Genomic DNA, 18,770 nt, shown 5'->3' with positions numbered 1-18,770 from the left:
CACCGGGCTAAGACCGGCCCAGCCACCTTTTTTTCGCCCTCAATCGCCTCATTCGCTATTCCAACGCTCCAGGACACATACCGCCACCAAGGCCGAAGACGGGCCCTCGTTCGGGAGCTGCGCCAGCGCGGCATTCACGACGAACGGGTGCTGGCGGCCCTGGCGGCCGTGCCGCGTCACTTGTTTTTCGAGCCGGCTTTCGAGGCCCACGCGTATCAGGACAAGGCGTTTCCCATCGGTGAGGGGCAAACCATCTCGCAGCCCTACACGGTGGCCTACCAAACCCAACTGCTGGGCGTGCAGCCGCACGACCGGGTGCTGGAAGTTGGAACTGGTTCGGGCTATCAGTGCGCCGTGCTGCTGCACCTCACCCCCCACGTCAGCAGCATTGAGTTTAATGAGGTGCTGTTTGCCCGCACCCGGCTGTTGCTGGCCGGTCTCGGCGCCGGCGGGGCCACGCTGCACTGCGGCGACGGCTCGCTGGGCCTGCCCGACCGGGCACCTTTCGATGGCATCCTGGTTACGGCCGGCGCCCCGGGTTTGCCGCCGGCCCTGTTGCGGCAGCTGCGCGTGGGGGGCCGGCTGGTGATTCCGGTGGGCGATAATCAAACTCAGCGCATGGTGCGCGTAACCCGCGAGGGCCCGGAAAGCTTCGTACGCGAAGAGTTCGAGAACTTCCGCTTTGTGCCCCTGCTAGGCGCCAGCGGCTGGCGCTAGCGCCCCCGAGCGCCACTTTTTTAGGAGATTCGGCATCCCTACGGGGCAGAGCTACCCTCTATCGGATCGTACCTTTGGGCTGGGCCCACGGTCTCTGGCTGGGGCCGCTTTTTCTTTACCTTCTTTCTTCGCTCATGCGCAAGCAAAAATCCGTCGCCGAGTCTTTCGTCATCATGACCGAGCTGGTGCTGCCTAACGACACCAATACCCTGAACAACCTCATGGGCGGCCGTATGATGCACCTCATGGACATCGCGGCCGCCATTTCGGCCCAGAAGCACTCCAACCGCATCGTGGTCACGGCCTCGGTCGACAACGTGTCATTTCGCGACTCCATCCGGCTGGGCAACGTGGTGACGCTGCAAGCCCAGGTAACGCGGGCGTTCAACTCCAGCATGGAAGTTCACATCGATGTGTGGGCCGAAGACATTCCCAGCGGCACCAAGATGAAGACCAACGAGGCTTTCTTTACGTTCGTGGCCGTGGACCAGGCGGGGCGCCCCATCGACGTGCCGGAGGCGGTGCCGGAAACCGAAGAAGAAATCCGACTCTACGAGGGCGCCCTGCGCCGACGCCAACTGCGCCTCGTGTTGGCCGGACGCATGAAGCCCACCGAAGCCCAGGAGCTGAAGGCCATTTTTGCCTTGGAATAGCACCGCCCCCGGCCGGTTCTTTGTCGTTTACCCGTAAACCTGATTTGCCATGTCCTCCGGAAAGCTGGCTTTTCTGCAGAATTTCTACACCGACGTAACGCTCTACGTTCCGGCCGAGCCCTCCGTCAGCCCCCCCGCATCGAGCCTGGCGCCGGCCGAAGGACCGGCCGCTACGCCTTCGCAGCCGACCCCGCCCGGCCACCTTCAGCCAGCGCCGGCTCCAGCGGCGCCCGCCCCCACTATGCACCTACCTCCTGATGCCGGCAGCTTCCCAGCCGCCAATGCGCCGGGCGCGGCTCCGGCGAATAAGCCCGCAATCGCGCCCAGCCCAGTTACTCCCACCGAGCCGGCCGTGCCACCCGTGATGCTGACGCAGTTTACCACCCTGGGCAGCAACGCGCAGGGCCTGGTGCTGTTGTTCCGCCTACCGCACGAGCAGTTCCTGAAGCTGCACCGCAACGTATTTCTGAACAAGATGCTGCAAGCGTTGGGTCTGGTAATGGCCGACGTTGTACTCGTGAATGTGGAATCCGAATTGCCGGTAGCCTTGGTTAACCTGCGCCGGGAGTTGGCGGCCACCCGCGTCATTGCCTTCGGCAAAAACCTGCTTGACGTTACCATTCGCAATACCCAGATCTACGAGCCCGTGCTGTTTCCCAGCTTGAGCCTCTCCTACCTGGCCTCGGCCACCGTAGATTTGGTAGAGTACGATGTGAGCCTTAAAAAACGGCTTTGGCTTGGCTTGCAACGCATGTTTAACCCAACCGAGTAGTCGAGTAAACAGTCGATTAAAACGAAGAGAGGCCCCGAACTCCATTGGGAATTTAGGGCCTCTCTTCGTTAGAATTCACACTTTTCTATACACACCAGCTACTTGCACCATTTTCTTCTGCCTTTCCATTGCTTCGAAAAAATTCAGCACATCAGAAAATGAATTTTCAAAATATCTGACTAAATAACTCAAATCATTAGTTGTCTGCAGGAAGTGATGAAAAAAATATGGGTCAAGATTCCCGATACTTTCTTTATTTCCAAGCGAAACCTCGACGCTTTGTCCGGTTATCGCATTCCTAAACAGGCAGTGTTCTCCGTGAACGTCAAACCACCAATTATCTGATAGGAATTCATTTCCATTTAGCAGGTCAGCATTTTGGATTTCATAATAATGACCCTTCTTAATCTTCTCTTTTTCAGGCTAGTCCGTTTCCGAAATTAGCTTATCAATAAGTTGCTCACTGATAGACTTGTAAGCCTCCATTGCCATCAGTAGCCTGTTTGCTATCTCCTCCGGGATCATCATAAAACTACTGATTTATCGCCTGTCGTAGTGAGCAATGTACAGTATATATCCGCTCACAGACCCGAAAGGCTGATTAAAGTACTAACTTTTACTATAGATTAAATTATTTCAAATGCCGGAATAAGAATCGGCATCTCCTTGGACGCACTTCCAGCTGCTTTTCGCCTATTCTATTGCTTGAATCCTCCGGTCTGATTTAACTGACTTTTAACTGCGTATAAAAAATTAGGCGGTGGTCTAACGTAGGGTGGTGCCACGAATTGCCCACAGGGCTTCGTGGTACCACTACTAGCTTGCACAACGGCCCGAACGACTAGTGGTGCCACGACTTGCCGTCGTGGCACCACCCCATTTTAGACCACCGCCAAATATTTAACCTTTTGCAGTAGCACCACTAAGCCTGACCGGCAATTCGTGGTGCCACTACAAAAGGTTATATCGCCTCGGGCTGGGCTCGTTAAGCTAAGCGATTACTTGCCGGCTCCTTTGCCTAATACTTCTTCCAGCTTAGCGGCGAGCGCTTCGCCGCGCAGATTTTTAGCGACAATCTTTCCCTGGGGGTCAATCAAAAAGGATTGCGGAATGGATTTCACGCCGTAGGCTGCGCCTCCTACGCTGTTCCAGCCGGCGAGGTCCGACACGTGGTGCCAGGTGAGGCCATCGGCGGCAATGGCTTTCTGCCACTTGGCTTTGTCCTGGTCGAGCGATACCGAGTAGATGGTAAAGCCTTTGCCCCGGTCCTTGAACTGATTGTAAGCCCGCACGACGTTGGGGTTCTCCTGCCGACAGGGGCCGCACCACGACGCCCAGAAATCGAGCAGCACGTACTTGCCCCGTAGGCTGCTCAGCGCCAAGGTACCTCCCTCGGGGGTGGGCAGATTAATTTCCGGAGCCAGCACCCCGGGGGCCGTCGTGCGCAAGGGCTCCAGGCGGGCGGCGAGCTCTTTGGTAAAAGGCGAAGTGGGGTTGGCTTTGCGCTGCACCGCCGCGACGGAATCGACGAATTGAAACTCGTCCTCCGGGCTCAGGAACGCTCCTACGGCAAAGCCGCTTACCACGGCCGTTGCGTTGCGCCGGATCAGGCCCTTTACTTTGTTGGTGTTGCTACTCTGAAGCACCCGGTACTGCTGCTCAAGGACCTTGAGCTCATCGGCCTTGCCCGCCTGGCCCGCGGCGTTGTAGCGTTGGCCGAGGCTTTCGAGCTCGGTCTTGGTGCCGTGCATCACTTGGATGAGCTGGCGCAGAACTTCCGCGTCCTTGTTGCCTTTCACCTGGTACGTGGTGGGCAGGCTCTTGGCGTCGCCATTGAGCTGCACCCGGGTTTTGTTGTCGAGCAGCAGCAGCACCTGGTTAGGCTCGTCGAGTTTCAGCTGAAAGATGCCGGGCGTGGCGCTGGCCCCCTTAATCGTAAAACGACCCGCGTCATCCGTTTTAGCCTGGCTTTTCTCCACGAACTGATTGGAAACCAGCTCTGAGAGGTGCAGCACGGTACCGGCGGGCGCGTTTTTTAGCTGGCCTGAGATTTCGTAGCCATCCGCCGCAGCCACGTTTTGGCAGGCATTGGTCAGGCCCAACACCGTGGCAGCCAGAAGAACAGATTTCATCATAATGGTAGTGGGAAGCATTAATCAATGAGTGATTAATAATGAGCAATTATAATCAAGAACTTACCAAGGGGCCTAGAGTAGTTTCAGAATCGAGGTACTGGGCCCAGCCGCAGCAACCTCACCCCCGGCCCCTCTCCACAGGAGAGGGGAGCCAGACAATTAGGTGCTATACCTCCAAAACGGCTATTAGTGTCCCATCATGAGCCTGCACGGGGCGCCCGGCGCAAAGCTCTAACACACTTCGGCGCGGCCATTGTTCATTATTCCTCCTCACTACTCGTTGCCGTCGAGCGCGGTACGCAGTAGCTGGTTGGCCAGCTTGGGGTCGGCTTTGCCGCCGGTCAGCTTCATCAGCTCGCCCATGAACATGCCGGTGAGCGACTTTTTACCGGCGCGGTACTCGGCTACTTTGGCCGGGTTGGCGGCCAACACCTGCTGCACCAGGCCGGCCAGCTCGCCGGTGTCGGCCTGGGTGAGCAGGCCTAAGTTCTGGGCCGCGCCCGTGGCGTTGGCCTGGGGGTGGTCGAGCAGGTACGGGAACAGCTGCTTCGACGCCACTGAGTAGTTCAGCTTGCCCGCGTCGATCAGCTCAATGATACCGGCCAGCTGGGCCGGGTCGAGCGGGAAATCGGCCACGGTCAGGGCCCGCTCGTTGAGGTAAGACTTCACCGGGCCCATCACCCAGTTGGCGGCGGCCTTGGCGTTGGGCGTGAGGCGGGCCAGCTCGTCGAAGAACAAGGCCACCTCCTTCTGGTCGATCAGCACCGAGGCGTCGTAGTCGCTCAGGCCCAGCTCGCCCACGAAGCGCGCGTACAGCTGCTGCGGCAGCGGGGGCAGCTCGGTGGCCACCCGGTGCAGCCACTCGTCGGAAATGACCAGCGGCGGCAAATCCGGCTCGGGGAAGTAACGGTAGTCGTTGAGGGTTTCCTTGCTGCGCTGGCCGTTGGTGGTGCCGCTGGCCGCGTCGAAGCCCCGGGTTTCGCTGTCTACTTCCCCGCCGGCTTCGAGGATGGCAACCTGCCGCTCAATCTCGTAGGCAATGGCCCGCTGCACGTTGCGGAAGGAGTTCATGTTCTTGACCTCCACCTTCATGCCGAATTTGTCGGCTCCTTTCCGCATCACCGAGATGTTGGCGTCGCAGCGCAACGAGCCTTCTTCCATGTTGCCGTCGCAGATGCCCAGGTACTCCACCAGCTTCTTGATTTCAATCAGGTAGGCGTAGGCCTCCTCGCCGGTCCGGATGTCGGGCTCGCTTACAATCTCAATCAACGGCACCCCGGCCCGGTTCAGGTCGACGAGGGTTTCGGTTTCGCCGGCCAGGTGCATGCTCTTGCCTGCGTCTTCCTCCAGGTGAATGCGGGTAACGCCGATTCGCTTCACCGCGCCATCGCTGAGGCGGATGTCGACGTGGCCGTCGTGGCAAATCGGGGTTTTGTCCTGGGTTATCTGGTAACCCTTGGGCAGGTCGGGGTAAAAGTAGTTTTTGCGCGCGAACAGATTGTCGCGCCGAATCTGGCAGTTGGTGGCCAGGCCCATTTTCATGGCAAACTCCACGGCCGTGCGGTTCACCTTGGGCAAGGTGCCGGGGTGGCCGAGGGTGATGACCGACAAGTTGGTGTTGGGCGCTACGCCGTACTCGTTCTCGTCGGCCGAGTACATCTTGCTGTGCGTGAGCAGCTGGGCGTGTACTTCGAGGCCGATGACGGGCTGGTAGTTGGCAAGGGTGGCTTCGTCCATATCAAAAGCAAGGCTGGATTGAGCCCCAAAGGTAACGGAACGGCCCGCGAGGAGCGGACGCCCCCTCCGGCGTCGGTGGTAGCTCAGTCGTTCATCACCGGCACGTAGGTATCCATAAAGGCGGCCGAGGTGCGGTTGTAGGCCTCGTTGAACTTCTGGTTTTGCGTGTTGTAAGCGTTGATGTTACCGTTGATGGCCTGGGCATCGGCTTTGGTGAGGTGGTCTTTTTGCTTGAGCAGCTCCGCGATCTTGACAAACTGGTTGGTGCACATCACCACGTACAGGTTGGCCACATCGCGGGCCGCGTTGCGGTACGCCACGTCTTTGCCCCGAAACGCCGACACGGCCGACAGCTCGGCGGCCGACTTCTCGGCCGCGGCGGCCAGCAGCACGCGGGCAGCTTCAAACGCGGCGGCATCCTGCGCATTCAGGGCGTCGGTGAGCTGGGCGCTGGCCTTCTGCACCCGGAAATAGGGTAAAAAAACCTGGTGCTGGTAGTGGTTCACGGCTGACACCTGCCGCGTGTATTCCGCCAGCCGGGCCGATTCCTTGCTGGCTTCGAGGCCCAGGCCGAACTGCTTGGCGAAGCGCTTCTGAGCGGCGTTGACGCTATCGTCGACCACGGCCAGTTTTTGGCCCGCCACTTCCTGCGCGTCAAAATACTGCTGCATGGCTTCGAAGCTTTGGGTGCGGGTGGTGGCCAGCGAGTTCACCTGCTTGTAGTCGGCCGAATACACTTGCAGCATGGTTTTGAACGCTGTGAGGGCTGTGGCCCGCAGCTCGTTGTTGCCTTTGTAGGCAGGCATGTGTTGCAGCTTGGCGATGGCTACTTTATTCTGCTCCACCACCTCCAGGCGGCGGTTTTCGATTTTGCGGTCGTTCTCACTGTGCGCGGCCTTGCTGATGTAGCGCAGGTTCTTCTTGAGCAAATCGATCTGCTCGTTTACGATGGCGTTATTGTAAGAAACCGGGTCGCTGAAGGTCTGGGCCGAAGCCGAGAAACCGGCTACGACCAGCAGGCCGGTGATCGCGAATTGCGTAAAAAAGCGCATAGGCAATGTTGGTTTTGAAAAACGAAAAATGAAGCCTTATTCAATGGCAAATGAGACGGGCACAGCGAAGCCAACTACTACTGGCTTTCCATCCACTTGGCCTGGCTTGAAGGGCTTCAGTTTCTGTAGCGCCTGCACCACGGCTCGATCAAGGGACGGGAAAACGCCCTGCACAACTTTGATATCCGCTACCTTTCCTTTACGGGTTACGTTGAAGCTGACTAGCACCCGGCCCGATTTTTTCGCGACGAGAGCGTCCATCGGATATTTTACTCTCTGCTGTATTGCCGCTACAATAGCCTGTTTGCTGCCGTCGCCATCCGGATATACCGGCATCTGCTCGTATTCGAAGAAAGGCACGGGCTGGCCATCTTTCGAAAAACATTCGCCGGTCGATGTGAAGGGTGCCGTGTAACTGGCCCGCCTTTTTAGTTGGCCATTCTCATAATACTGCCGCAGTTCGCCCACGCGCTTGCCGTGGTCAAATTCTGTGTGCTCACTGAGTTGCCCATTGTCGTGCCAGCTCTCCGAAATGCCATGGCAGATTGGCGACTTTCGTAGTTCGACTTCGCACACACTCCGGCGCCGGCCGTCAATAAAATAGGTGCGCTCAATGCCTTTTATCGAATCCAGCTGCTCGATTTCACGACGGTAGTAGGCCCCAACAGCGTCCGGCAGCACATGAAACGAAGCATCTAAGAACTCCTTTTTTATCGGGGTAATGCCCTGCTGTGCTGACGCCTCCGCGGCAAAGAGGCAAGCACCTGCAACCAATGTATAAAAGCGCATCCTGAAACACTTAAAATATTCGCAAATTAAATAACAAAAGTTAAATAACTGGCCGAAAACGCATAGGTATAAACTCACCCTATCATTAGCCTTCAGTTTCTAGGTCTGTAGCATACGGCGCGGCCGGGGCACCTCACCCCCGGCCCCTCTCCTCAGGAGAGGGGTGCCAGACGGTAGGAATAAGGATAGAATTCCTGCAAACAGTTCAGCTACTAGGGGTACTAGGGATTTTGCTAGCCAGACATCAGGTACACACCGAAAAACGGCGCTAATCCTGGTACTTACTACGGCAAGCGCAAAGCCATAGAATAAGTATCAAGACCAGCGCCGTTTCGTCGGCTGGCTCCCCCTCTCCCCCGGAGAGGGGGCGGGGGGGTGAGGCCCCACCGCAGCCTACAAGGACTTGCTCACGACTTCCTGCGCCTTGGCAATCGCGGCGCCCAGCCCGGCTACGTTCTTGCCGCCGGCCGTGGCAAAGAACGGCTGGCCGCCACCGCCGCCCTGAATCTCTTTGGCCAGCTCGCGCACCAGCGTGCTGGCGTTCAGCTTGCCGGCTTTGGCAATTTCGTCGTCCAGCATCACGGCCAACTGCGGCTTGCCGTCGATGGCGGCGCCCAGCACGGCGACCAGGTTGGGCACGGCCTGCCGCAGGTTGAAGGCCAGCGTCTTGAGCGCGTCGGCGCTGCCGGCCTGCACCTGAGTCGCCAGGAAATTCACCCCGCTCAGCTCTTGCACCTGGCCGACCAGCTGTTCCTTCTGCTGGTTGATGCTTTGCTGCTCGAACTGCTCGATTTGCTTGCGCAGCGCGGCGGTTTCCTCACTCAGCTTCTCAAGGCTGGGAATGAGGTGCTGGGGGTTGCCGAGCGTTTCGCGCACCTGAGCTAGCAAGTCGAGCTGCTGGTCGACGTAGGCTTCGGCGCTGACGCCCGTCACGGCCTCGATGCGGCGCACCCCGGCCCCCACGGCGCTTTCCGCCGTGATTTTGAGGTAACCGATGCGGCCCGTATTAGGCACGTGCAGCCCCCCGCACAGTTCTACCGAGAAGTCTTTGTCGAAGGTGATGACCCGCACGAATTCGCCGTACTTTTCGCCGAACAGCGCCATGGCACCCAGGCTTTTAGCCTCGGCGATGGGCACGTTGCGGCGCTCGTCGAGCGGAATCTGCTGACGGATGCGCTCGTTCACGATGCGCTCAATCTGGCGCAGCTGATCGTCCGTCACCTTGGTGAAGTGCGAGAAGTCGAAGCGCAGTAGCTTGTCGTTCACCAGGGAGCCTTTCTGCTGCACGTGGCTGCCCAGTACTTCGCGCAGGGCCGCTTGCAGCAAGTGCGTGGCCGAGTGGTTCTGGCGAATCTGGGTGCGGCGGGCCACGTCGGGCCGGGCCATGAACTCGCCGGTCAGGTCCTCCGGCAAGTCCAGTACGGTGTGCACGATCAGGTCGTTTTCGCGCTTGGTGTCAATCACGCGCACCTTGGCAAAGTCGCTTTCCAGGTAACCGGTATCGCCGACCTGGCCGCCGCTTTCGGCGTAAAACGCGGTTTGGTCGAGTACGACCTGGTATTCGGTTTTGCCCTTGGCGGTGGTTTTGCGGTAGCGCAGGATGCGGGCGGGCGCGGCCTCCAGATCGTAGCCCACGAAGGCAGGCTGCTCATCGGTATCGGCCACGATGGTCCAGTCCGACTGCTCAGTTTCCTGAGCGTTGCGGCTGCGGTTCTTTTGCTGCGCCAGCTCCCGCTGGAACCCCTCCTCATCCACGGTTAGGCCCTTTTCGCGGGCAATCAGGGCCGTGAGGTCGAGCGGGAAGCCGAAGGTATCGGATAGCTCGAAGGCCGTTTTGCCGTCGATGCGGTTGCCATTGGCGCGGGCGCTTTCTTCCAACGCATCCAGGCGGCGCAGGCCGGTTTCTAGCGTCTTCAGAAAGGCAATTTCCTCCTCTTCTATTACGCGCTGCACAAAGGCCGTTTGCTGCTTCAGCTCCGGGAAAATGCCGGCCATCTGGTCGGCCAGCACCGGTACCAGCTTGAACAGGAACGGCTGCTTCTGGTTGAGCGACGAAAACGCGTACCGCACGGCACGGCGCAGGATGCGGCGGATGACGTAGCCGGCCTTCACGTTGCTCGGCAACTGACCGTCGGCAATGGCGAAGGCAATGGTGCGGATGTGGTCGGCAATAACCCGGATGGCAATGTCGGTTTTCTCGTTTTCGGTGGCCGGCTGGTCATTCACCGTGGCGGGCGCGGTGCCATGATACTCCACCCCCACTTCCTTCGCGATGAACTGGATGAGCGGCTGAAAGACGTCGGTGTCGTAGTTCGACTTCACACCCGATACCGCCATCATCAGACGCTCGAAGCCCATGCCCGTGTCGACGTGCTGGGCCGGCAGCTTCACCAGGCTTTTATCGGCCAGGCGCTGGAACTCCATGAAGACGTTGTTCCAGACTTCCACCACCTGGGGGTGATCGGCGTTCACCAGCTCGCGGCCGGACTTTTGGGCCCGCTCCTCGTCGGAGCGCAGGTCGATGTGGATTTCGGTGCAGGGACCGCAGGGACCGGTGTCGCCCATCTCCCAGAAGTTGTCCTTCTTGTTGCCGGGCAGGATGCGGTCGTCGGTCGTATACTGGCGCCACAGGTGCTGGGTCTCGGTGTCGGCGCCGAGGTTGTCGCCGGCGTCGCCCTCGAAATACGTGACGTAGAGCCGGTCTTTGTCGAGCTTGAATACTTCGGTAAGCAGCTCCCAGGCCCAGGCAATGGCATCCTGCTTGAAGTAGTCGCCAAACGACCAGTTGCCGAGCATCTCGAACATGGTGTGGTGGTAGGTATCGTAGCCTACTTCTTCCAAGTCGTTGTGCTTGCCGCTCACCCGCAGGCACTTCTGAGTGTCGGCAATGCGCTTGTAGGGCGCGGGCTTGTTGCCCAGGAAATAGTCCTTAAACGGGGCCATGCCGCTGTTGATAAACAGCAGCGTGGGGTCGTCTTTCACCACAATTGGGGCCGAGGGCACGATGTGGTGGCCTTTGGAAGCGAAGAAATCGAGGAATTGCTGGCGGACGTGCGAAGCGGTAGGAAGCGACATATTGGGAGGGCCATGCCAGTGAAATGGCGACGGCTGCGGTTTTTTAGGTACTTTTCGGAGGAATTGCAAAGGTAGCCATATGCCCTACAAAGAGCGCAGCATTGAGAAACAGTACTTCACCATTGGCGAAGTGGCCGCCCAGTTCAAGGTGGCTGAGTCGCTGGTTCGCTTCTGGGAAACCGAATTCGATGAATTGCGCCCCCGCCGCAGCAAGAAAGGCAACCGCCTCTACACCCCGCAGGACATCGAGGTTTTCCGCACCATCTACCACCTGGTGAAGGAGCGCGGCTACACCATCCCCGGCGCCCGCGACATGCTCAAGCAAAAGGGTCCGCAGCTCAAGGAAAAGATTGACGTGGTGCAGAGCCTGGAAAAAGTGCGGGCGTTTCTGCTGCAGCTGCGGAAAGAAGTGGAAGCCGCCGGCAAGGCCGACCCGGAGTAAACCATAGGTGAATTAAAAAATAAAAAATTAAAAATGAGGGCTATAGCTGAAATTGAATACGGAATGACCTTCCTCCGGCGGGCCATTTTTAATTCTCCATTTTTAATTTTTAATTCAACCAAAAGGGTGGTTCCCCGATGAACGACGACGCCCTTTTCCACGAACTCGCCCTTACCCTCCTACCCGGCATCGGCCCGCAGCTCACGCGCCAGCTGATGAGCTACAGCGGGGCCGCCAAAACGGTGCTCACGATGCCACCGGGCAAGCTGCGCCGCATCCCCGGCGTGGGCGACGCCACCATCAAGATTCTCACCGGCCCCGACCGCGAAACTGCCCTGCGCAAAGCCGAGGCGGGCCTGAAGAAGGCCGAGAAGGAGGGCATAGAAATCCTTTTTTACACCAGCAAGCGCTTTCCCCGCCGGCTCAAGCTGATTCCCGACGCTCCGGCCATTCTTTATTACCAGGGCACGGCCGACCTGAACGCCCCCAAAGCCGTGGCCCTGGTGGGCACCCGCCAGGCCACCGACTACGGCCGGGCGCAAACCGAACGCATCATTAAAGGACTGTTGCCACACCACCCCTTGGTCATCAGCGGCTTGGCGTACGGTATCGACATCCTGGCCCACCGCGCGGCCTTGCAGGAAGGGCTGGCCACCGTGGGCGTCATGGCCACCGGCCTCGACATCATCTACCCGGCCGCCCACCGCAAAACGGCCGAAAAGATGCGCGAGCAAGGGGGCCTGCTCACTGAATTCGCCTTCGGCACCCCGCCCGACCGCTATAACTTCCCGGCCCGCAACCGCATCATTGCGGGCCTGGCCGATGGCACGGTGGTAGTCGAAGCCGCCCGCAAAGGCGGGGCCCTGATAACCGCTGAGCTGGCCCTGAGCTACGACCGCGACGTGCTGGCCGTACCGGGCAACCTCGACTCCGTGGCCTCCGAAGGCTGTAACGCCCTCATCAAAAACAACAAAGCAGCCCTCTACGCCGAGCCCCGCGACCTGGAAGAACTGCTCAACTGGGACGCGGCCCTGCACCAGGCGGGCAAGTTTAAGCCCGCTCCCTCCTACTCTGCCGATGATTTTTCGGCCGATGAGTTTGCCCTCATAACGCTGTTGGCGGGTGCACCGGGGCGCGAACTGCACATGGACGAGTTGGCCTGGAAAGCGCAGCTGCCCATTCACGCCGTGGCCTCCCTGCTGCTGGGGCTGGAGTTTCGGGGCGTGGTGCGGGCCCTGCCCGGCAAGAAGTTTCTGTTAATCTGAACCACGGATTCATGCGGATTTTTCGGATTTCACGGATTTTGTGGACGGCGCGATGAGGCAGAAGCAACTAGTATTTAATGGTGAGCTATTGGGGGCGGATTTATTTCGCGTTGCCCTGCCCAACCGGGGGCTGGCTTTTAGGGATGGTTTTTTTGAGACCTTTATTTTTATAGATGGGCGCGTCCGATTCGTGGCCGACCATGTGGTTCGCATGCAACGGGCGGCTACGGCGCTTTACTTGAGCCTGCCCGCGGCGCTGGCTTCTGCGGAGGCTTTGGAGGCTACCCTGGCTGACCTGGCTCGGGCTAATGGGCTGCTGGCCGCTCGGCTGCGCTTGCAGCTCTGGCGCGCCGGGGGCGGCCGCTACACGCCGCCCACTGATGCCTGCGAGTGGTTGGCGACAGCGGAGCCCTTTGTGCCTGATGATTCGCCGGTAGCGAAGGCTGACTTTGCGCTGGAAACTTATTCTATTCACTCCCCGCTCAGTTTTTGCAAAGGCCCGCAGGCGTGGCTCTACGTGCGGGCCGCGCACGAGCGGCACCAGCGCGGGCTCGATGAAATCATCCTCTGCGACGCCGCGGGGCACGTGGCGGAAGCGGGCGCGGCGGCTATTTTCTGGATTAAAAACAACGTGCTGTTTACGCCCTCACTGGCCAGCGGCTGCGTGGCCGGAGTGCGCCGCACCCAGGTGCTCCGGGCCGCCCGAGACGCGGGGATGGAATGCCGGGAAGGGCTGTTTTTGCGTGAAGAATTGCTGGATGCGGACGCGGTTTTTACGGCGAATGTGGCAGCCGTGCGGGTACTGGCACAGGTGGGCACCTTCGAATTTGGCCCACCCGACTTCAATTTTACTGCATGACAAACCGCTGTGTTATCGTCACGGTATCAGTTCCGATACTGCTTGGCTCAAAACGCAACATCCGCACAACACGCAGTACTTCTGCATCCAAATCGGCCCTACCACTCGCAGAATAGGGGTTATCGCTTCCCTCTCCGCTGAGTTCGCGGCGCGTGATCTCAGCTCTGCCTACGGTTCCGTCAGCCACTACCGTTATTCGTACGTGAATTAGGCCATCCAGGCCAGCTCGTAAAGTAGTAGTCGGGTACCTCGACTGGGAGCTGGCAAACCGATGCAGCTTCCACGTTGACCTAATTTTGGCAGTGTCGGTTTGGTGCCAAAAACGCGGCAGCACGGGCGGAACTACTGGTGCAGTGGTGACGATTGCCGGGGGCTGGGGACGCTGCCGAGCGGCAGCAGGTGGCATCCGCCCTGGCACTCTCACAGCCATCCCAGGTGCCGCATAGACCTCTCCCGTGCCTTGTGCTTGCGACACCGTGACCAGGCAACCCAGGAAGATAGTCAAAAGCCCTCTTTTTATCCGCCCAAGTTACACCGCTACCGGCGCTTTTATTGCGGGCCAGGGCTCGTAGTTCTCGAGCTGGAAATCCTCGTATTGGAACCCAAAGATATCTTTCACCGCAGGGTTGATGCGCATTTGCGGCAGGGCCCGCGGCTCACGCTCCAGCTGCAGGCGCGCTTGCTCCAGGTGGTTGCTGTAAAGGTGGGTGTCGCCGCCGGTCCAGATGAATTCGCCGGCCTGCAGGCCCGTCACCTGGGCCACCATGAGGGTAAGCAGCGCGTAGGAGGCAATGTTGAACGGCACCCCCAGAAACACGTCGGCTGAGCGCTGGTAGAGCTGGCAGGAAAGCTTGCCCTCGGCCACGTAGAACTGGAACAGGGCGTGGCAGGGCTGAAGGTTCATTTCCGGTAATTCAGCCACGTTCCAGGCCGAAACCAGGATGCGGCGCGAGTCAGGCTGGGTTTTAAGCTGTTGAATAACCTGGCTGATTTGGTCGATGTGGCCGCCGTGTCCATCGGGCCAGGAGCGCCACTGCCGCCCGTACACCGGGCCCAGGTCCCCGTTCTCGTCAGCCCACTCGTCCCAGATCTTTACGCCGTGCTCCTTGAGGTAGGCAATGTTGGTCTCGCCCTTCAGGAACCAGAGCAATTCGTGGATGATGCTCTTCAGATGCACCTTTTTAGTGGTGACGAGCGGGAAGCCCTCGGCCAGGGTGAACCGCATCTGCGGGCCGAAGATGGACAACGTGCCCGTGCCGGTACGGTCGGTTTTGACGGTGCCGGTGTCGAGAATCTGGCGGAGCAGGGCGTGGTATTGGCGCATGGGATCGTGGAGCGTTGTGACGATGTAAAAATAAGGTAATCCCAAGGGGCTCGCATCAGAATTAGCCGCTACTTTTGGCTATTCTAGATCCTGTTATGGGGTTATGTGCGAAATTAGCGGGGATGGGACCTACCCGCCGCGCATATCCGAGTGACGTCACCGACGATGAATGGGGCTTTTTGCTCCCGTAATTAGTTTGCTTTGCTTTCCTAGCGTCTTTAGCTGCATTCTTCATAAGTGCGCAGATTGCTGGAATCGGGTTGGCAACTATTTGGCCTTTGTTGGCTTGTTGCTTACCAAAGCGGCCTATTTCAATTTGCTCACAGATTCATCACACCATCTAGGCTTTAAATAACCGGCGTATAACAACGACAAGCACATAGATTATCGCTCCGTAAGCCAAGAGACTTCCCATTAATGAGCCCAGTTTATAAGCGAGGGTCTGCGTTTCGGGATCTACAGGAAGAGTTTTCTTTACTCCTGTTTGGAAAGACGAGAAAAAGCGTTTTCGACTTTCCGTAAGAATTGAGTCTTGGTCGGAGTTAGCCCAAAAGCTCTGACTATAGAATATCCCATTTGCTAATAATAGTCTCACGTATTTGACCTTGGGCAAACTTGGTCTGTTTGGTGTTATGTATTGTGCTTCAACACCTGTAAAATCATCAACAGTGAAGATTTTCTTTTCGGTGATTTGACCTCCTCCAGCAGCATCCATGGTCCCTTTCAACGCCGCGTTATAAAATTTTGTCAGCTCACTTTCTATGGGATTACCATTATAGGCATCTCGTTGTAAAGCAATAATATATATTGCCTGTCCGTTCTTATGATAGAATGCCTCCGTCTCCTTCGCCTTCTTTTTCAAAACGCGACCGGGCAATTCTACCGTTGCCGAATCGTCAATACTAACCCGGTGCCACTTATCTCCTTGTGCATTTGCACGATAGTAAGTTAGGAAAATTAGAAACAATGTGCTTCTTTGCAAAGCAGATATAAAGCTCATTTTAGAAGTAGGTATCTCTTTCCAGGTGATAAAAAGCCGCCTTGTTTCCAAGGCGGCTTTAATATTTATAGGGACGAAGCCACCAGCCTCTACATCTTTGCCGCAGCCGGGACTTTCTCGACGGGCTTTACGCTCGCAGTCTTGGCATCTTTTTTCGCGCAGCACGCGCCGGCGGCCATTCCTTTGGAACAGCTTTCTTTCTTGCCTTTTTTGCCGTCCTTATCGTGGCGGTCGTGAGCGAAGGCACTGGTGCCGACAAAAGCACACAGGGTGAGAGCAAGCAGGGTCTTTTTCATGGGGTACTTGATGAGGTGGGGAGAAACAAAAGACGAAAATGAAGGGTTTCCAGGCTCTAATATACGGGCGGGCCTCTCAACTCTGAGCCCGGGCGTAGTTGTTTTGTTCGCTTACTTGCTCACCATTTGCCGCCAGCCTGGCACCGGTTCCGGCCGGTGCTTGCGCAGGTGGCCCGCCTATGCCCCTTCGCCGCCTCGCCTACCTCACCCTATTCCTGCTCGGCCTGCTCACGGCCCTGAGTATGTTTTCCGTCGCCCAGCTGCGGTTCAACTATAATTTCAACGATTTTTACCCCGCGGGCGACCCCGACCTGGACTACTACCAGGGCTACACCCGGCGCTTTGGCAACGACAACGACTACCTGTTGCTGGGTGTGGAAGCCCCCACGGGCAAAACGGTGTTTGACCCCGCGTTTCTCACCCAGGTCGACTCCCTCACGCAGCTGGCGCGGCGGCAGCGCAACGTGCGGCACGTCACTTCCCCCACCACCCTGGCTAACCCGGTGGTGGAGGGCCTAGGCTTTTTCAACCTGCCCTATCTGCACCCCACCGAGCCGGGCCGGCGCGCCGACGACTCCACCCTGATTTACCGCACGCCGGGCTTGGTGGGCAACGTGTTCAGCCCCGACGCGCGGGCGGTGGCGCTGGTGCTGCAGCTCACGCCCGACCTCGAAAAGCCGCCCGGCGACTCGCTTTTCGCGACCCTGCGTGGGGGGATGGCCCGCCTGGGCCTGCCCGAAGAGCGGATGCATTTTGCCGGTCGGATAGTGGCCCAGTCGGTGTTTGTCGACCGGCTGAAGTGGGAGCTGGTCGTGTTTATGTCGCTGTCGGTGCTGCTGGTCACGGGCCTGCTCTGGCTTACGTTCCGGAACTGGTGGGGCGTGGTGCTGCCGCTGATTGTGGTGCTGGGGGCTATTTTTTGGGGCCTGGGCATAATGGCCGCCTGCGGCGTGAGCATCGACCTGATGACGGCCCTACTCCCGCTGATGCTGTTCGTGGTGGGTATGTCCGACACCATTCACATCATCAGCCGCTACGTGAGCGAGCTGGGCTACGGAGCCAGCAAGAAAGATGCGTTGCGGGTCACCATCAAAGAGTCGGGGTTTGGCTCGGGCTTGTCGGCCCTCACCACCAGCCTGGGCTTTTTTACCCTGATGACGTCCACCATCCGGCCCATCCACAATTTCGGGCTGTTTACCGGCATTGCTGTCCTGCTGGCCTTCGTGCTCAGCTTTACGCTGCTGCCGGCCATGCTCGTGCTGCTGGGCCGGCCCCAGCTGCGCACGCCGCGCCGCCAGGGCCACAGCTGGGACGGCGTGCTGGGCCGCCTGTTCCGCATGGTGCTGCTGCGCCGCCGGCTCATCTTCACGGTGAGCGGCCTGGTGCTGGTCGGGGCCATTGGGCTGGCCAGCCGGGTGCGCATCAACTCCTCACTCCTTGATGACTTGTCGAAAAATGACCCCGTCCGGCTGGATTTTGCCTTTTTTGAGCGCCAGTTTGCCGGGGTGCGGCCCTTCGAGCTGGAGCTGAAGCCGGTGCCGGGCCACGACATCTACGACCTAGCCGTGCTGCGGCAAACTGAGCGCATCGAAAGCTACCTGCACCACACCTACGGCCTGCGCTTCGCGGCCTCGCCGGTTACCCTGGTCAAGTCGGTGCGCAAGGCGCTGCACGGCGGCGGACTAGCCGAATACCGCCTCCCCGCCGACCCGCGGGAGCTAGGGCCCCTGCGTCGGAAGCTCCAACTGTTTCGCAAAAAGCCCGAATTCAGCGCCCTGGTTCTGCCCGACGGCTCGGCCGGCCGCCTCACCGGCCGCATGGCCGACGTGGGCAGCATCCGGGCCGATGCCCTGAATGCGGCACTGCGGACCTTCCTGCACACGTCCATCGACAGCACCGTGCTGCGCACCCGCCTCACCGGCTCGTCCAATCTCATCGATAAGAATAACGAGAACCTGACCCTGAACATGATTCAGGGCATGGCCATCGACGTAGCCATGGTGACGCTGATTGTGCTGGCGCTCTTCAAGTCGGTGCGCATGACGGTGGTGGTGCTCATTCCCAACCTGCTGCCCATCATCATCGTGGCCGGGGTAATGGGGCTGGCCGGCGTAAACATGAAGGTCAGCACCAGCATCATCTTCACCATCGCCTTCGGCATCGCGGTCGACGACACCATCCACTTCATCTCCAAGCTCCGGCTGACGCTCAGCAAGGAGCCCGACATTTTCCGGGCCGTGCGGCACACGTATCTGCTGGCCGGCAAAGCCGTGATTACCACTTCCCTGATTCTGGTGGGCGGCTTTTCGACCCTGCTGTTCTCGAAATTTGACGGTACCTTCTACGTGGGCCTGCTGATTGGACTAACCCTGCTCTTCGGGGTAGTTGCCGAGCTCACGCTGCTGCCGCTGTTGATTTTGTACTTCTACAAACGCCCAAAAGTCGGCCTCCCCCAGGCCCCCAACCTGGTGGCCGATACGGGCCGTAGCTAAAGGCTCCCAGCCAGGCGGTAGGTTGTGTGGTGCCCCGAATTCCGCGCAGCGGTTCGTGGTACCACTATTCGGGGTAACACGAACCGCTGAACCACCCTTGCGTGATTGTTCCAGTTATTACTAGTACCCACTACTCGTTAAATACTTTCACTGATTAGTGGT

Annotated in this window: 16 protein-coding genes; 7 read left to right on the top strand and 9 right to left on the bottom strand. The window is 58.8% G+C overall.

Annotated elements, in window-relative coordinates; genetic code table 11:
* The first annotated feature begins 57 nt into the window (after positions 1-57).
* The 3 genes from IC235_RS14125 (at position 58) to IC235_RS14115 (ending at position 2,142) form a co-directional block, all read left to right on the top strand.
* A complete protein-coding gene (locus IC235_RS14125) occupies positions 58-717 on the top strand; it encodes a protein-L-isoaspartate(D-aspartate) O-methyltransferase (RefSeq protein ID WP_191005859.1) in 660 nt (219 codons plus the stop codon).
* Between the two features lie 134 nt (positions 718-851).
* Entirely contained in the window at positions 852-1,370 is a 519-nt protein-coding gene (locus IC235_RS14120) for an acyl-CoA thioesterase (protein WP_191005831.1), read from the top strand.
* Positions 1,371-1,419: 49 nt separating this feature from the next.
* Positions 1,420-2,142 (top strand): hypothetical protein, encoded by a 723-nt coding sequence (locus IC235_RS14115; protein ID WP_191005830.1) that lies wholly within the window; start codon positions 1,420-1,422, stop codon positions 2,140-2,142.
* A gap of 75 nt (positions 2,143-2,217) precedes the next feature.
* Here IC235_RS14115 and IC235_RS22855 read toward each other — a convergent pair whose 3' ends face one another.
* The 6 genes from IC235_RS22855 to alaS form a co-directional block, all read right to left on the bottom strand.
* On the bottom strand, positions 2,218-2,511 hold the full coding sequence (locus tag IC235_RS22855; RefSeq protein WP_394355270.1) for a DUF6896 domain-containing protein: 294 nt from the start codon (positions 2,509-2,511) through the stop codon (positions 2,218-2,220).
* A 629-nt stretch (positions 2,512-3,140) separates the two neighbouring features.
* On the bottom strand, positions 3,141-4,274 hold the full coding sequence (locus IC235_RS14110; protein WP_191005829.1) for a TlpA disulfide reductase family protein: 1,134 nt from the start codon (positions 4,272-4,274) through the stop codon (positions 3,141-3,143).
* A 276-nt stretch (positions 4,275-4,550) separates the two neighbouring features.
* Positions 4,551-6,014, bottom strand: a complete 1,464-nt coding sequence (gene gatB, locus IC235_RS14105) for an Asp-tRNA(Asn)/Glu-tRNA(Gln) amidotransferase subunit GatB (protein ID WP_191005828.1) — start codon at positions 6,012-6,014, stop codon at positions 4,551-4,553.
* Positions 6,015-6,097: 83 nt separating this feature from the next.
* Positions 6,098-7,066 carry an LIC11966 family surface protein gene (locus IC235_RS14100; protein ID WP_191005827.1) on the bottom strand — a complete coding sequence of 323 codons (969 nt, stop codon included), beginning with the start codon at positions 7,064-7,066 and terminating at the stop codon, positions 6,098-6,100.
* 36 nt (positions 7,067-7,102) lie between these two features.
* On the bottom strand, positions 7,103-7,855 hold the full coding sequence (locus IC235_RS14095) for an energy transducer TonB (protein ID WP_191005826.1): 753 nt from the start codon (positions 7,853-7,855) through the stop codon (positions 7,103-7,105).
* A gap of 393 nt (positions 7,856-8,248) precedes the next feature.
* Entirely contained in the window at positions 8,249-10,930 is a 2,682-nt protein-coding gene (alaS, locus tag IC235_RS14090) for an alanine--tRNA ligase (RefSeq protein WP_191005825.1), read from the bottom strand.
* Positions 10,931-11,009: 79 nt separating this feature from the next.
* Between alaS and IC235_RS14085 the strand changes: the two genes are divergently transcribed.
* From IC235_RS14085 to IC235_RS14075, 3 genes are all read left to right on the top strand, one after another.
* Positions 11,010-11,372, top strand: a complete 363-nt coding sequence (locus tag IC235_RS14085; RefSeq protein ID WP_191005824.1) for a MerR family transcriptional regulator — start codon at positions 11,010-11,012, stop codon at positions 11,370-11,372.
* A gap of 137 nt (positions 11,373-11,509) precedes the next feature.
* Positions 11,510-12,637, top strand: coding sequence for a DNA-processing protein DprA (gene dprA / locus IC235_RS14080; RefSeq protein ID WP_191005823.1), 1,128 nt, complete (start codon positions 11,510-11,512; stop codon positions 12,635-12,637).
* A gap of 52 nt (positions 12,638-12,689) precedes the next feature.
* On the top strand, positions 12,690-13,496 hold the full coding sequence (locus IC235_RS14075; RefSeq protein WP_191005822.1) for an aminotransferase class IV: 807 nt from the start codon (positions 12,690-12,692) through the stop codon (positions 13,494-13,496).
* 529 nt (positions 13,497-14,025) lie between these two features.
* On the opposite strand, the gene IC235_RS14070 is transcribed toward IC235_RS14075, so the two are convergent.
* The 3 genes from IC235_RS14070 to IC235_RS14060 form a co-directional block, all read right to left on the bottom strand.
* Entirely contained in the window at positions 14,026-14,820 is a 795-nt protein-coding gene (locus IC235_RS14070) for a thymidylate synthase (protein ID WP_191005821.1), read from the bottom strand.
* Positions 14,821-15,160: 340 nt separating this feature from the next.
* Positions 15,161-15,820, bottom strand: coding sequence for a hypothetical protein (locus IC235_RS14065; RefSeq protein WP_191005820.1), 660 nt, complete (start codon positions 15,818-15,820; stop codon positions 15,161-15,163).
* Between the two features lie 89 nt (positions 15,821-15,909).
* Positions 15,910-16,116, bottom strand: coding sequence for a hypothetical protein (locus IC235_RS14060; RefSeq protein WP_191005819.1), 207 nt, complete (start codon positions 16,114-16,116; stop codon positions 15,910-15,912).
* Positions 16,117-16,295: 179 nt separating this feature from the next.
* Here IC235_RS14060 and IC235_RS14055 point away from each other — a divergent pair, with 179 nt between their 5' ends.
* The gene (locus IC235_RS14055; protein ID WP_191005818.1) at positions 16,296-18,608 is read left to right on the top strand and encodes an efflux RND transporter permease subunit; all 2,313 of its coding nucleotides are present in this window, start codon (positions 16,296-16,298) and stop codon (positions 18,606-18,608) included.
* Positions 18,609-18,770 lie beyond the last annotated feature (162 nt).

The organism is Hymenobacter montanus (assembly GCF_014699115.1).
Lineage (GTDB): Bacteria > Bacteroidota > Bacteroidia > Cytophagales > Hymenobacteraceae > Hymenobacter > Hymenobacter montanus.
This window is presented reverse-complemented; position numbering and strand designations above follow the sequence as displayed.